This window comes from Victivallis sp. Marseille-Q1083, assembly GCF_903645315.1.
Classification (GTDB): domain Bacteria; phylum Verrucomicrobiota; class Lentisphaeria; order Victivallales; family Victivallaceae; genus UMGS1518.
In genome coordinates, this window is sequence record NZ_CAHJXL010000002.1 from 870,576 (window position 1) to 885,982 (window position 15,407).

At 57.3% G+C, this 15,407-nt stretch carries 12 protein-coding genes; 6 read left to right on the forward strand and 6 right to left on the reverse strand.

What is annotated here, in order from left to right; translation table 11 throughout:
* Nucleotides 1–27: 27 nt before the first annotated feature.
* The 6 genes from HWX74_RS19590 to HWX74_RS19615 form a co-directional block, all read right to left on the reverse strand.
* Nucleotides 28–2,124, reverse strand: coding sequence for a sodium:proton antiporter (locus HWX74_RS19590; protein ID WP_176015236.1), 2,097 nt, complete (start codon nt 2,122–2,124; stop codon nt 28–30).
* An 18-nt stretch (nt 2,125–2,142) separates the two neighbouring features.
* Nucleotides 2,143–3,024 carry a metal ABC transporter permease gene (locus HWX74_RS19595; protein WP_217705035.1) on the reverse strand — a complete coding sequence of 294 codons (882 nt, stop codon included), beginning with the start codon at nt 3,022–3,024 and terminating at the stop codon, nt 2,143–2,145.
* Nucleotides 3,021–3,782, reverse strand: coding sequence for a metal ABC transporter ATP-binding protein (locus tag HWX74_RS19600; RefSeq protein ID WP_176015237.1), 762 nt, complete (start codon nt 3,780–3,782; stop codon nt 3,021–3,023). Before HWX74_RS19600 ends, HWX74_RS19595 begins: the two co-directional genes overlap by 4 nt.
* Complete coding sequence (locus HWX74_RS19605) at nt 3,775–4,701, reverse strand: metal ABC transporter solute-binding protein, Zn/Mn family (protein ID WP_176015238.1); 927 nt, start codon at nt 4,699–4,701, stop codon at nt 3,775–3,777. The genes HWX74_RS19600 and HWX74_RS19605 overlap by 8 nt, the downstream gene beginning before the upstream one ends.
* A 2-nt stretch (nt 4,702–4,703) precedes the next feature.
* Nucleotides 4,704–6,053, reverse strand: coding sequence for a trypsin-like peptidase domain-containing protein (locus HWX74_RS19610; protein WP_176015239.1), 1,350 nt, complete (start codon nt 6,051–6,053; stop codon nt 4,704–4,706).
* 66 nt (nt 6,054–6,119) lie between these two features.
* Nucleotides 6,120–7,310 carry an MFS transporter gene (locus HWX74_RS19615; protein WP_176015240.1) on the reverse strand — a complete coding sequence of 397 codons (1,191 nt, stop codon included), beginning with the start codon at nt 7,308–7,310 and terminating at the stop codon, nt 6,120–6,122.
* Between the two features lie 316 nt (nt 7,311–7,626).
* Here HWX74_RS19615 and HWX74_RS19620 point away from each other — a divergent pair, with 316 nt between their 5' ends.
* The 6 genes from HWX74_RS19620 (at nt 7,627) to HWX74_RS19645 (ending at nt 15,407) form a co-directional block, all read left to right on the forward strand.
* On the forward strand, nt 7,627–8,616 hold the full coding sequence (locus HWX74_RS19620) for a hypothetical protein (RefSeq protein WP_176015241.1): 990 nt from the start codon (nt 7,627–7,629) through the stop codon (nt 8,614–8,616).
* A 79-nt stretch (nt 8,617–8,695) separates the two neighbouring features.
* Nucleotides 8,696–9,907, forward strand: a complete 1,212-nt coding sequence (locus HWX74_RS19625; RefSeq protein WP_176015242.1) for a hypothetical protein — start codon at nt 8,696–8,698, stop codon at nt 9,905–9,907.
* Nucleotides 9,904–10,524: a hypothetical protein gene (locus HWX74_RS19630; RefSeq protein ID WP_176015243.1), complete on the forward strand. Its 621-nt coding sequence runs from the start codon at nt 9,904–9,906 to the stop codon at nt 10,522–10,524. The genes HWX74_RS19625 and HWX74_RS19630 overlap by 4 nt, the downstream gene beginning before the upstream one ends.
* The gene (locus HWX74_RS19635) at nt 10,521–11,492 is read left to right on the forward strand and encodes a hypothetical protein (RefSeq protein ID WP_176015244.1); all 972 of its coding nucleotides are present in this window, start codon (nt 10,521–10,523) and stop codon (nt 11,490–11,492) included. Before HWX74_RS19630 ends, HWX74_RS19635 begins: the two co-directional genes overlap by 4 nt.
* A 91-nt stretch (nt 11,493–11,583) precedes the next feature.
* On the forward strand, nt 11,584–13,806 hold the full coding sequence (locus HWX74_RS19640) for a secretin N-terminal domain-containing protein (RefSeq protein ID WP_176015245.1): 2,223 nt from the start codon (nt 11,584–11,586) through the stop codon (nt 13,804–13,806).
* Nucleotides 13,803–15,407 carry a GspE/PulE family protein gene (locus tag HWX74_RS19645; RefSeq protein WP_176015246.1) on the forward strand — a complete coding sequence of 535 codons (1,605 nt, stop codon included), beginning with the start codon at nt 13,803–13,805 and terminating at the stop codon, nt 15,405–15,407. Before HWX74_RS19640 ends, HWX74_RS19645 begins: the two co-directional genes overlap by 4 nt.

The window sequence follows — 15,407 nt, forward strand, 5'->3', positions numbered from 1 at the left end:
GGAAAAAAATCGCGAAATTCCGCCGTCTCACTGCTGGGTGATACAGAGTTGATTGATCCGGCGGCGTTCCGCATCGCAACGCTCTTTCAATACCGCCAGCAATTCCCCGGCGACCGGTTCCGGAATTTCGCCGCTCTCCTGAAGCTCTTCGAGCTGGTATTGCTCGGCGGCGTAGAAGCTCTGCCGGGCCAATGCCGCTTCGATTTCCGGCATCCGGGTCCGATTTTGTTCATAAAGCTCCCGCAACGTTTTTTCCACTTCCCGCTGGCGGTTTTGATAGTAATTGCGGCAGTTCTGCAAAGGTTGTTCCGTCGCTTCCAGAAATTCCATGCCGGCCAGGTTTTCCACCGCGCGCATCGCCTCCTGGCCCCCGAATTGCAGCGTCAGCAGCATCAGAACGTCTTCGCTCAACGCTTTGCCGCAGTAAGCGGCAAAATATTTTCTGCTCCAGGAGAAACGGCTGATGAAGCGGAAGAATTTTTTGCGTATCCGGATTTCCAGCGGTTGACGGATCAATTTTTCGGGCGGCCGTTGCGACCAGTAAACCGATTCCAGCAACTGTCCGAGCTGAAAATCCAACTTGCGGAAAACATCTTCGCTGAGAAATTTGTTGTTGAACAGCACTTCATAGGTTTCCCGCTCGGCACTGAACGCGCGGGTCCAGATCAATTGCGAAACCGCCGCCGTTCTGGTCGCCATTTGATTCAGTTCCTGCAGTTCTTCGGTCTGCAGTTCGAGGTTGCGGCCGCATTCCGCTTCGATTTTTTCGACGATGGAACGGTCGAAACGGCCGGCCGTTTTCATGAATTCCAGCCGTTGCAAACCGGCCTTCCGGGCGGTCAAAAGCGCGTACCATTTGGAGAACAGCAGAAAACCATCCGGTTTGTCCAGTTTGAAAAAGCACAACATCGATTTGATCGTCGTACCCTGGACGAGCAGGGTGAACAGCACGACGCCCAGAGTGATCTGGACGATCAGGGTGCGGCCCGGCATATCCGGCGACAGGCTGAATACCAATGCCAGCGGCACGGCGCCGCGCAACCCGCCCCAGAACATCACCAATTGATACGGCAGGCTGATTTTTTCGGCATTTTTCAGCTTGCCGAGCAGGGGGCAGAGTCCGAATACGACGACGAGCCTGGCAACCTGAATGGCCAGAACCGCCGCCAGAATCGGCAGGATCACCTTGCCGATGGAATTGCTCAGCAGGATCAAATCCTCGGTGAAGCCCAGCAGCAGAAAGATCAGGCTGTTGGCGACAAAGGACATGAACGACCAGAATTGCTTCATATAGGATTTGACTTCCGGCGTAAAGCGGCTGGACCCGAAATAGCTGATGACCATGCCGGCCCCCATCACCGACATGACGCCGGAGACGCCGAACCCCTTGTCGGCGACGAGAAAGGCGGCATAAGCGACGATGGTCGACATGCCGACTTCCAGCAACGGGTCGTCTTTGGCGAGATAGATGACCAGCATCATGATGTAACCGATGGCGGCGCCGATCAGCAGACCGCCGACGAAAACGATGACGAAATCGAGGGTGCCATTCCAGACCGTCATCAGGTTGAGCGCGACCCCGGAGACGATGATGCCCTTGACGATGTTGAACATGACGATGGCCGTCGCGTCGTTGAACAGGCTTTCTCCATCGACGAGGATCCGCAGCCGCTTGGGGGCGCCGACCAGTTCGAACAGCGAGATGACAGCGACCGGATCGGTGGCGGAGATCAGGGCGCCGAACAGCATGGATCCGGCCAGATTCAGCGGCGTCAGCCAGTAAACGAGCAAACCGGTAATCACGGTGGCGATCACCAGGCCGGGAGCGGCCAGCGCCAAGGTCGGCGTCAGGTTTTTGCGCAGCAATTTGGTGTCCATATTGACGGAAGCGTCGAAAATCAATGCCGGCAACAGCACATACATAATCAGATCGTAATTCAAACGCAGCCGCTGCAGGCCGGCGAATTGCGGACATTCGGAGAAAAACCAGGAAAGCAGAATGCCGATGGCGACCAGGCCGATGGTGTAGGGAATTTTCAATTTTCGAAAAATAATGGAGGAAATACAGGCGATCGCCAACAGAAAAACCCCTGCCACTACCATTGCGTAAAAACCGGATTCCATTGCCATCTCCTTTCGGCTTCAAGCCAGATATATTGATATTCTCTTGCCGGATTTGCGGCGTTTCCGCCAGGCCCCGTGCAGCAGGGCGGCCAAATAAATGGCGCCGGCCAGCAGGACGATGGCCGGACCGCTCGGTAAATTCCATTGATAGCTGACCAGCAACCCGCCGGTGGTCACCAGCATGTTCAGCCCGATGGCGGCACACATCATCGAAAACCAGTGCCTGGCATACTGGCCGACGGTTGCCGCCGGCAGCGACAGCAAGGCGATGACCAGCAGAATGCCGACGACGTTGACCATCAGCACGATGGTCAGCGCGGTCATCAACAGCAGCAGCAAGTTGATCAATTTGACCTTGATTCCCCGCAGTTCGGCAAATGCCCCGTCAAAACAGACGGCCAGCAACTGCGCATAAAAAAGCAATGCCGGCGTGACGACGACGATATCCAGCACACTCATCAGCCACAACTCCCGTCCGGACAACAGCAGGATATTGCCGAACAGGTACCCCTGCAAGTCGACATAGCCCGGCGTCTTGGCCATGAACAGCAAACCGAGCGCCATACCGAGCGCCCAGATCGCGCCGATGACGGCATCCTCCCGCTGGCGGGCAAAGGTGCTGACATACCAGATCAGGACCGCCGAAATCAGGGCGGCGAGCAGCGCTCCCAGGGTCGGGGTACACCAGCTCCAGGAGCAGACGTTGCTGAGATAGAGCGCCGCGCCGACGCCGCCGAGCACCGAATGGGCAATTGCGCCGGCCAGCGAAACGATCCGCCGGGTGACGACGAAGGTGCCGACCACGCCGAATGCCACGCTGCCGATCAAACCGGCCAGCAGGGCATAACGCAAAAACGGCGCCGCCGGATCGCAAAGGTCCTGCCATAATTCCAGCATCATTTGACCTCCGCCGGTTCACAACCGGTACAATGTTCGCCGTGTTCGACGACTTTGATGTCGTAACCGAACACGCTGGCCAGGTTGGCACCGGAAACTTCACTGACCGGATGGATTTTCACCTGCCGGTTGACACAGATGGCGTAGTCGAAGCAACTGGAAACCCAGCCGAGGTCATGGGAAACCACCAGGATGGTCAGGCGGCGGCGGAGCCGGGTGAGCAGCCTGTAGAATTGGCGTTGCACCGCCGGATCGACATTGGCGGTCGGTTCGTCGAGTAGCAGCAATTCCGGATCGACCGCCAATGCCCTGGCGATCAGAATCCGCTGCCGCTGACCGCCGGACAGGGCCGAAAAATTTTTATCCGCCACGTCGGCCAATTCCATTTCTTCCAGCAGCAGCCGTGCTTTCCGGCGCTGGCCGGAAGCGGGAAATCCCAGCGTGCGGCAACTCCATTGTCCCATCATCACCACTTCCTGTGCCGTCACCGGAAAAGCGTCGTCGAGCTGAAACCGCTGCGGGACATAACCGATGCGCTGGCGGGCCTTTTCCGGCGTTTCGCCGAAAATACGGATTGTCCCCCGATCCGGCTGCAAAACTCCGAGCAGCAGCGCCAGCAACGTGCTTTTGCCGCCGCCGTTCGGCCCGATGATGCAGCCGGCATCGCCCTTTTTTACGGACAGATTGACTTCCTGCAACACTTGCGGCCCGTCCGGATAAGCAAAATTTACCGCGTGGAGTTCGACAACCGGTTCACTCATCGTGCGATTCTTTCTGGAATTCTTCCGCAAACGCCAGCGCCAGTTGATGGAAATTGTCCAATATATTTTCCGCCAGCGGATCGAGAACCACCACTTTGCACTGCAAAGCCGCGGCCACATTGTCGACCAGGGTGGAATTGGTTTGCGGCTGGCTGAATAAAATGCCTGCGCCGCTCAGGGCCTGTTCCTTTTTCAATTCGCTCAACTGTTTGGCGGTCGGCGGTTTCCCGTCGTATTCGATCGCTTTCTGGCGCAGCTGGAATTCGTGGGCGAAATAGCCGTAAGCCGGATGATAGACCAGAAAGGTCCGGCCGGCAAACGGTGCCAGCTGCTCGGCCAGGATTTTTTTAGCGTCCTGGAGGTCTGCGTCGAGTGCGGCCAGATTTTGCCGGTAAAGATCAGCGTGGTCCGGATCGAACTGTTCATAGCGCGCCGCCATCGCCCGGGCCATCGCCCGGCAATTGTCGATCGACAGCCAGATATGCTGGTCGAACAAGTCTTCCTCCCCGGGCAACGAAACTTCCGCGTCATCATGGTGATGGCCGCCTTCGGTTTCCGCCAGGGAAAGTTTGGTCACTTCGCCGGTGATGTCGCAAATGCGGCTGGTGTCGCCGGACAGCGCTTTGTCCAATACCGCCTTTTCCAGCGGCAGGCCGATTTTAAAGTAGAGGTCAACGTGCTGCAGCGCTTTGATTTCAGTCGGAGACGGCGAATATTCATGGGCGCTGCGGCCGGGCGGGATCAGCGTTCTAGCTTCGACCCGCTCCCCGCCGATGCGCTGCGCCAGATAACCGACCGGCGCCACACCGGTAAAGACTTGAATTTTACCGGCCGGATTTTTCTCTGACTCGGAGCACCCGGCCAACAGAACGCTGCCGAGCAGCAGCCACAACCAAACGAGTTTCCCGGTCGACATCATTTTCAATTCACCTTGAATACGGTATTTTTCTTACTGAGAAAATAACGGCCGTCCTGTTGCGACACTTGCAGCAGCCCCGCCGGAACTTCCTGGCCGTAACGATAATTGCGCAATACCCGAATCAGGTCTTCCGGCGTATTGATGGAGATATCACCCAGTTGCAGCAGCAGATCGCCGCGTTCCGCATTCGTTCCGACGCCGGGTGAAAGATTGCTGATCAGCAAACCGCCGCGAAACGGATAATTCAGCGCCTGGGCCAGATCGGCGTTCAGGATCTGCAGTCCGATGCCCAGCTTGAGTTCCGCCGCTTTCTGCCAGTCGCCCGCTTCCAGTTCGACCGCCCTGAGCTGATATTTGCCGGTGTCGGTTTCCAGCGAGATCACCGTATCCGGCTGCACTTTCCACAACATGCGTGACAGGTTGATCAAGTTATCGACCGGCTGGCCGTTGACGCTCTTGAGGATCATGTCGGTCTTCAAGCCGGCCCGGGCGGCCGGGGAATCCGGCAGGACTTCCTGCAGGTAGAAACTCAACGAGCCGTCCGGCAGCCGCCGGACACCGGGAACGATTCCCAGCGAAACATCGCGAAACCGCTCCGGAATCAGCCATTTGCCCAGCACGTTCTGAACCCGTTGCAGCGGGATGGCGAAACTGATGCCCTGCGTTCCTTTCAAAATCGAAGTGTTGATGCCGATCATTTCTCCGTTGATGTTGATCAGCGGGCCGCCGGAGTTGCCGGGGTGGATGGTCGCGTCGGTCTGCAGGACATCGCTGAAGACGATTTTATTGCGATAAGTCAATTTGCGGCCGATGGCGCTCAGCACTCCGCAGGCGATGCTGCTGCCCAATCCGTAGGGATTGCCGACGATGATGACGTTTTCGCCCAGCAGCAGATCGCCCGGCTGGCCCATTTCGATCGGCTTCCAGTGATTGCCGCCGTCGCCGACCAGCCGCAGCAGCGCCAGATCGTTCAACTTGTCGATCGCGACCACTTCCGCCAGATAACGCTCCACATCGTTGAAAGTGACCCGGATGCGGACGGCCCGGTCGACGACGTGCGCATTGGTCAGGATCAGCCCGGAGGCGTCGATGACGCTGCCGCTGCCCAGGGAATAACTCCGCTGGCGTCCCATCATCACCGTTTCCGGTGCGAACTCGTACCATTGGTCCGGATCGCTGTCGTCGAGAATTTTTTCGGTACTCAAGTTGACCACTGAGGGCATCACCTCGGCGACGGCCAGTACCGTCGGGGAAATGCGATTGGCCCGTTCGGTCGTATCCGAACGGTTATCGGCGGCCGATGCCATGCCGCTCCACAACAGTAACATGCAGTAAAAAAATCGCCTCTTCATATTTGCCTCTTTGCTGGTAATTCTCTCCTCTACCCCAAAATACGCTTTCGATCGCCGAATGTCAAACTACTTCAAACGCGCATTGGCAAATTTTCCCGCTTTCAGATACTGTTTCATCAGGCCGTACAGAATGCCGCTTGCCGCCAATACCACGGCGGCGGCCAAATAAAACGGCCAGTCCCGGCTGCCGCCGGAGGCCAGAAGGCCGCCGAGCAGCGGGGCCAGAACGCCGACGGCGCCGACCAGCACTTCGTTGACAACCACATAGCCGGCGCTTTTCGAGGGATGAACCAGGGAATGAAATACCAGATAATAATAGAATGTTCCCGAATAGATGCCGTAACAAACAGCGGCGACGCAGAGCGGCAGCAGCCGCTCGCCGCCGGCAAACAACAGCAGGCCGGCCAGCCCCAGCAGCGAAGCGCCTAAAATCGGTTTCTGTCGGTACATCCAGTAACGGCTCTTCCATAACGCCAGCGCGGTGAAGCCCTGGGTGTAAAAGACCAATGCCATGACCCAACTGGTCCTGGCGGTGTCCCACTGCATGACCGCCGCCTTATAGGGGAAATTGGCCCGCAGGATTGTCGAGGAAATGACGCCGCCGAGCAGCACGATCCAGCCCAGCCAGACCAGATCGGGCTGACCGGAATAATCGACCGATGATTCTTCGGCCGAACCCGCCGCCGGCTGTGCCGCCAGCTTGCCGGAACGATGATCCAGAATGAAGGTGATCAGAGAAATGAGAATGCCGACCAGCGCGGTGAGCCAGTAGCAATATTTCCAGCCGTCCTGCGGCGCCCAGAGTCCCCAGAGCAGCATGACGGCAAACGGACCGCTGGCAAAGCCGCAACTCCAGGAGAAAGTGTACATTGCCGTCGCTCTGGCGACCCCGGACGCGGCATTGTTTTCCAGCCGTTTCATGAAAACTTGAACCGGTCCGGCAAAAAAGCCGCTGCCGACTCCGGTCAGGACAATCCAGAAAAATTGCAGATACAGTCCGTCGAAATAGATCAAACCGACGGCGGTCAATGCAACCAGGATTCCCGAACCCATCACCAGCCGGGCGGCGTTCTGCTCGTTGAGAATCCTGCCCAGCGCGCCGATTGTCAACGCATAAACCAGCGACCAGGTAACCAGAGTGGCCGCTACGGCCACCGCGCCCGCTCCGGCGGTGGCCAGGCGCAACGGCGTGATCAGCAGGACGACACCGATCACCATATTCATCAACATCGGCAGCAAGCCGGCAATTATTTTCATCTTAGTGGTTTCCCCCGCGTATTTGGTAATGAAATTGATAATTTACAATTGGATTGTCAGACTTGCAAGTATTTCCCGAAAGAATCCGGAACAATGGCGGTCCATGCTCGGAGGCAGTGAAGCCTTTGCCGGTAAAAGCCGGATTTCCAGCGCCGTTCGGCATGGGAGAACCGGTAAAAAATTCCAAATTAGTTACGGTCTGCCGCATCATTGCAACAATAAAAAAATGATTGTCGGCGTTTCTATGCACAGATGTGTTCCCCAAATGATGATGTTGACAGGAAGTGCCTCATCGGGTTAAACAAGGAGGAGACCTATGACAAAACGATGGACTTTCGCTTTTCTGATGATGGCCGCTTTGGCGGCCGGAACGACGTTGTCGGCGGCCGAGGAAGCTGACGGCAATACCGGCGAGACGGTTCGCTCCCGGCGGAATGAGGCGGGAGATGTTACCGGAGAATGGGCGGCGCTGCAGGCTGCTTTGAAGGAAAAATATCCGGAAAAGTTCGCTGAAATTGAGAAGTTGCAGAATACCAACTTATTTGCCGCGTTGGAGGCGATGCGGTCTCTGGCGGAAAGTTCCGGTATGGAACTGCCGAGAATGATGCCGCCCGGCCGGGGAGAGCGCGGTCAACGGCGCGGCGGTCCCGGCGGCGACGGTATGAACTTCGGTCCCGGCATGATGCCGCCGGGAGGCAACATGGAATTCGGCGGCCGGGGAGAACGCGGTCAACGGCGCGGCGGTCCCGGCGGCGCCGGCATGAGAGGGGGCCCCGGTATGGGGTTCGGTCCCGGCGGGATGGGCATGGGCGGCAGTCCGCAACAACAGGTTGAAAATGAATTGAAGGAGCAATATCCGGAGGAATTTGCCGAAATTGAGGAATTGCGCCAGGAAGCGAACCGCAAATTACAGGACCTGGCGGAAAAGGCCGGCGTGAAATTGCCGGTTTCCCCGCAGGACCGGATGCAGCAGATCATGGCGCTGCGGGAGCAATATCCGGAGGAATTTGCCGAAATCGAGGAATTGCGCCGGAGCAATCCGCGGGCGGCGATGGAAAAAATGACGGAATTGGCGTCCAAGGAAGGAATCGATTTGTCGTTTGGCCGCAATCGCGGCAGTGCCGGCAATTCCAGCCGGGAAGGGACGACGCCCCGCAATAATCAAGCGGCGCAGTTGCGCCGGAAGCTGCTGGAACAGTATCCGGACAAGATGGCCGAGATCGACGCATTGCGCAAAACCGATGCGGCGGCGGCCCGCAAGCAATTGCAGGAGTTGATCAAGCAGTACGAAGAAGACAATCAGTGAACACATCATTGCTCTGCCGCGCCCGAAACCGGGCGCGGCAGAGAATCCCGAATGTTTTTCGATCGGAAGATAAAGAATTATGAGATTTACAACCAACCGTGAATACAATATCCTGATTTTTGACGCGACGACGCTCAAGGGATGTCATTTTCGCCGCCGCGGCAGTCAGTGGAAAGTGGATCGTTACGGCTGTGTTGCGATTGATTCGAACAATCCGGCCACCGCCTGGAAGTCATTGCTGAAAACGCTGGGCGGCGGGGCGGAGTGCATGTTGATTGTCGGAGGCGCCCTGGAAGGCGGTACTTTCTTTCAATGTACGACGCTGGAGCTGCCGCTGAAATCATTGAAAGATGCCCTGGAATTTGAACTGCCGCAATACCTGCTGCAGGTACCGGAGGATTGTCGGCTGCAGTTCACCGTGCAGTCGGCGGCGGACGGCAATTGCCGGGTGAATGTCTATGCGTTTCCAGCGGCCGCTTTGCATCAGCTCGCCGCAGTATTGACCCAGAGTCACTGCCGGGCGGACGAATTCATCTACCCGCTGCTGGCATTGGACGAAGAGTCGGAAGCGGAAGCGGTTTTTCTGCCGGAAGTCGAACCGGATTATTATTTTCAGCGGGGAACCTGGCACCGCAAAAGCGAGCAGAAGATGGTTGACTACCGGAACCGAAAACATTTCATACTGCCGGACGATGGTGTTTTTGAGCTGCAGTGTTACCGCAGTTGCCTGTTTCTGGCCGAGCTGGTTTTGGGGGAACGGTTCAAAAGTCAGCAGGCCGGAATCCGGAGCTTGCCGAAATCGTTGCGGCCGCGCCGTTATCGGGCGCAGTTGCGCTTGACGGCGCTGTTGGTGATTTTGTTGTTCGGCAATTTCCTCTGGGGCAAATGGCAGAATTATGCGAAATGGCGGAGCGAGTATCGCCAGTTGACATCCGAAACGGCCGGCCTGGTCCAGAAAACTGACGTTCTGCAAAGCCGGCTGCGCGGTATGGATAAGGAACTGAAAGAGTTGACCAGAGTGGTCGATTTGAAAGCCGGCGAACTGGAAGTGGTGGATAAACTGGCGGCGTTGAGTACGGTGCTGCCGTCGGATATGATGGTCTCCGGTTTGCGCTGGAGTGAAAAAAGTCTTGAGCTGCAATTGCAGACGGAAGCGGAAAATCCCGATTTGGCGGCGATCCTGCGTCCGTTGACCTTCTGGCGCATCGAACAATTGCAGCAGCGGCGCATCAACGATTCGGTCATTGCGGTGACGCTGAGCCTGGCACCGGTGGAGGCGGTCAAACCATGAGAAAAGGGAATATGAAAATGTTTGCCGCCACTGATCGCGGCAAGCTGGCGCTGGCCGGAGGTGCCCTGCTGGTCAGTTGGCTGTTTCTGCTGTGGTATTTCAGCGGCGACTTGGCCAAATTGTTTCCCGGCTCGGCCGGGTTGACGACCGCCAGGGAGGGGCGGCAGAAGGCGCAGGAGGCGTTTACCGTGCAGCAGACCAGAATGCGGGAAGCGGAGGCGCTGAAAAGACGCTATCTGCAGCAGTTGGAAACCTACTGGCAGACGGACCGGGACGGGGCGGTGGAGACCGTGATGCGCCAACTGGTCGGCACTGCGGCGCAACAGCAGGATTTGAAATTGAACAGTCTCGGAACGGTGCGGACTTCCCGGATCAACGCCGAACTGTATTATGCCGAATTGGATATTGCCGTGGTGGATTCGCTGGAAAAAATCGTCGGATTCCTGAAGGCATTGGAACAGACGGAGCCGCGGCTGGCCTGGCGGCGGCTGGACTTGCGGCTGGCCGGGCCGGGCGACACTGCGACGATGAATTTCAACGGTTCGCTTCGGGTGATCGGTTTCGACGGCAAGTTGCCGGAGAGCAAACGAAATGAAACAACCGGAGCGAAGCAATGAAAGTCGGTTTGATTATATTGAATCTTTTTCTGGTCTGTTATCTGTTGTGGAGCGTCGCGTCCAATGTCCGGCCGGCGGCGCCGGCGGTCGAATATCAGCTGGTCAAACCGGACCCCGGCCGGAAGAGCGCCGCAAGCGCCAGGGGAACAAGCGGCAATCCGGATGCCTGGCGGGTGGATGCCGATAATATTGTCGGCAACAATATTTTCGATCCGGCGCGTTGTCCGAACGCGACCTTTGCCCGCGGCCGCGACAGCCGGGTCGAAATGACGCTGGTCGGCACCTTTCAAATCGCTTCCTGCGTCGGTGCCGTGATCCTGCAGAAAAATGCCGAACGCAGCCGCGAGGGCTTCCCGTTCGGCGGTATGGGATTGATGGGTGGTCCGCCGGGAGGCGGGATGCCGGGTGGAATGCCTGGCGGCGGGATGCCGGGGATGCCCCCGGGAGGAATGCCGCCCGGCGGTCCGGGAATGATGGGCGGGGCGGCGGCCGGAAATCCTTCCCGCGGCAACAACGGCAGCCGGAGCCGCAATCGCGGCAACTTTCGCTCCCGCTTCGGAACTGCCCAGAATAACGGCCAGCCGGGCGGGGAAAGTGAAACGACCGCGCAGGTCTACAAACAGTATGTCCGGCTTGGCGAAACGATGGATAACGGCTATACGTTGTCGGAAGTGGAGCGCGACCGGGTGGTCCTGACCCGCGGCAGTGAGAAATTGGAACTGGAATTGGTGGAAGCGTCAAAAGGAGTTCAGCCGGCGACGGCGTCTTCCGGCGCCAGCAGCAACGCCAATCCGGTGCAGCAGTTGGAGCGGATGCAGCGGTTTCAGATGATGTCGCAATTTCGCATGATGCAGATGATGGAACGTTCGATGCGCAATCAAGGCGGCGGCAACCAGACCGGCAATCGCGGCGGCAATCAGGGGAATGCCGGCGTCCCCGGCGGCCCTCCTGGCGGCGGCAGACGATAACGGGAAGAAAACGATTTAATTCATTCGGAAAAGATATGTCATGAAAAAGCAAAGCAATCGTAAGAGACATTGGTTAAACCACGGCGGCAAAATGATCGGAATCGGTACGGCCGGGATGTTGCTGTGTTCCTGCAGCTGGTTCAATCAGGAGCCGGAATCGACTGTGCCGACCGGTGAAAATCGTTTTGATTTCCTGCGTCATGAGGAGAATATCTCGGCGCCTGCCGAGCGGGAGACGATGGAGCAGGAGTTGGTCAAGGCGAAGTTGGATGAAGGTGACGAGCTGAGTGATGAACGGTTCAAATTGCTGACCGGTGCGGCGAAAACCGAAAATACACCGGCGCGAGGCGATGACAGCGAGCGGTTTTATGAAGATTTTATCCTGACGAATGCCGATGAAGAACTGCCGGTGTCACTGGTCTTTAACAGCGCGCCGCTGTTGGACGTGCTGCCGGCCTTCGCCGATGTGCTTGGCTTCAATTTTCTGGCCGACAGTGATTTAAAAAATGTCGTGACGTTGAACCTCAATTCGACGATGACCCGGCGGGAGTTGTGGGATACGTTCGACAAGATGCTCTATCTGTCCGGCGCCGGGGTTATGGTCGATGTCGATGGTTTGCTGCGGGTGATGCCGCTGTCCAAGCTGGCGATGCAGCCGGATGCCAGAATGGCGCACAACGGCAATGGCGAAGTTTATTATTATGCGTTGAAAAATACGACCGCCAAGGATGTTCTGAATCAATTGAAACCCTTCCTCGGCCGGGACAGTGTCGTCGTTGAACTGACACAGCCGAATGCCATCTTGCTGAGCGACGACCGCAATAATATGCCGAAGATCAAACAATTGCTGGAAATCATCGACCAGAGCCGCCGCGGCAACTGGCCGCGCGCCATCATCAAATGTCGCAATGTGTTGCCGAGCAAGCTGACCGAAGAGTTGCAGAGTGTATTGCCGGTATTGGGCTTCAGCGTCGTTCGCACCACCGATACGACGAACGGCAATGTTGACGATACCAGCGGCGCGATTTTGCTGGCCGGCATCGACCGGCTGCAGATTGTCGTTGCCTCGGCGGCGACCGAGGAAGCGATTCGGGAAATCCGGGATTGGGTCGAGATTCTCGACAGTTCCGATTCCATCGATCAGGAACGTATTTTCGTTTATAAGGTGGCGCACAACAAGGCGACACAGTTGACCGAGGCCTTGTCGGTGATCTTCGATACCCAGGGGTCGACGCTGACGGTCGATACCAGCGGCGACGACCGGACTTCGCAGGTGAATTCCAATTACAACAGTCGATCCGGCAGTTCTTCCGATACCGATACCAACCTCAAAACCGACCGTAACTCCAACGTATTCGATACGCCGGTCAAAGTGTTTGCCGACGGGGTGCTCAACCGGTTGGTGGTCCGGACGACGCCGCGGGCATACGCTTCGGTCAAAGCGTTGCTCGACCGGCTGGATGTCGTACCGGCTCAGGTGTTGCTTCAGGTGCTGGTGGTGGAGGTGACGCTGAACAAATCGACCGAATTCGGCCTGGAATTTTCTTACGCCGACGATGGGGGCAACGCCGGCACTTTGCTGGGAACCAATTACTCCAGCCTTAACCCGTATGGCGACACTCCGGATGATGGTTTTCGTTTTCTGATCAATGACCCGGACGATCCTGAAAAGAAGTTCGGTTATATTAAAGCGTTGGCCGGCAACAATGCCTTGAAAGTGATTTCCAGTCCGCAACTGGTGGTTTCCAGCCACACCGAAGCGCAGATTTCGGTTGGCAGCCAGGTGCCGGTCATCTCGTCGGCAATCACCAATACCTCGTCGGAAGGCTCGCTGATCCAGAATTACAATTATCAGGATACCGGTATCATCCTGACCATCACGCCGGAAATCACCAGTACGGATCTGATTGCTCTTGAAGTCGTGCAGACGTTGTCGACCGCGATGACCAACACCATCAGCAAATCGATTGATTCGCCGATCATTCAGGAGCGGACTTTGCAAACCTCGATGACGATCGCCAACGGACGGACAATGATTCTCGGCGGTTTGATCCAGGAACAGAAGAGCGATGATTTGGAAACGATTCCGATCATCGGTGATATTCCGATCCTGAACCGGTTGTTCGGCAACACCAGCAGTTCGACGGAGCGGACGGAAATTCTGGTGATGATCACCGGATATGTCGTCGATGAAAAGAGCCCGGTCGAAGATATGATCAAGCGCTACAATGACGCGATCAAAGCGTTGAACGAGTTTGAAAATACGATGGGCGACCGCCTGGAAGCCGCCACGATCAAGGATCCCGTGCAATGAGTGTTTCGGATTACAGAGAAGCGAACCGGGCGTTGCAGACGTTGCTGCGGGCCGAGTTTCCCGACTATCCCGAGGCGCCGGACCACCCGGCGGCCCGGGCGGCCGACCGGCAGTTGCTGGACAGCGGCAGCTTGACGGAACGGCAGTTGCTGGAGTTCTATGCCGCCGCTTATGAACTGGATTTGCCGGAGGAAGAGGAGTTGGCCCAGCCGGCAATTTATCCGGGCATGCCGCTGGAATACTGCAACGCCAACTGCTGTCTGCCTTATGAATGGGATGACGAGACGCTCACTTTTCTGATTGCCGATCCGTATGATCTGGAGCAATTGAGCTATCTGGTGAAGCATACCTGGAACCGGCGGTGTGCGTTTCGGCTGGTGCGGCGCACTTTCCTGGAGCGGATGCTGAGTAAACTGCAGAGCCAGGAGCAGAATGAAGCGGAAACCGCCGGCGATGTCGAGGATGAAACTACTTTGCGTACGATGGCCGGGGAAGCGCGGATCGTCCGGTTGGTGAACGATATTTTCACCCGGGCCATCGAGTTGGAGGCCAGCGACATCCATATCGAACCCGGTGAAGAGATGGTAACGGTCCGCTGCCGGGTGGATGGCGTATTGACAGAGATTCTCAGTTGTCCCTTGAACCAGTTTCCGGCGATCGCCTCCCGCATCAAATTGCTCGGCGGGCTCAACATTGCCGAGAGCCGTCTGCCGCAGGACGGCCGGACCAACATACAGCTCGGCCGCGAGGAGTTGGATCTGCGGATCAGTACGATTCCGATTCTGACCGGGGAGAGCATCGTCCTGCGTTTGTTGAATCAGGAAGCGCTTTCGTTCGACTTGAAGACGCTCGGCATGTCGTCGGAGTTGCTGGAACAATTTCACCGGCTCATCCAAATTCCGCACGGGATGATTCTGGTGGTCGGACCGACCGGTTCGGGGAAAACCACGACGTTGTACAGCGTGATCAGCCAATTGAACGATCAGCGCAAAAAGATCATCACCATCGAAGACCCGGTGGAATACCGGATGCCGGGGCTTTGCCAGATGCAGGTCAACCCGAAAATCGGCGTCAGCTTCGCCGCCGGCTTGCGCCATATCGTCCGCCAGGACCCGGATATCATCCTGGTCGGTGAAATCCGCGACCGGGAAACGGCGGATATTGCCATCAATGCGGCTTTGACCGGCCACCTGGTGTTGAGCACGTTGCATACCAATGACGCGGTCGGGGCGGTGACCCGGCTGCTGGATATGGGGATGGAAAATTTTCTGGTGTCGTCGGCGTTGTTCGGCGTTTTGTCGCAACGGTTGGTCCGCAAACTTTGCCCGGTCTGCCACGGCAGCGGCTTCGATGCCGCCTATACCGGCAACCGCTGCAAGCGGTGCAACGGCACCGGTTACAAAGGGCGCAGCGGCATCTATGAATTGCTGGTCATGAACGATGCGCTGCGCGAAGCGGTCAACGGCAACCGTTCCAGTTCGGAACTGGAGGCGATCGCGATTCAAAATGGCATGCGAACGCTGCAGCAGGACGGTATGGCCAAAGTGGCAGCCGGCATCACTACCGCGACGGAAGTCAATCGTTCCACCGCCGAGTTGTAA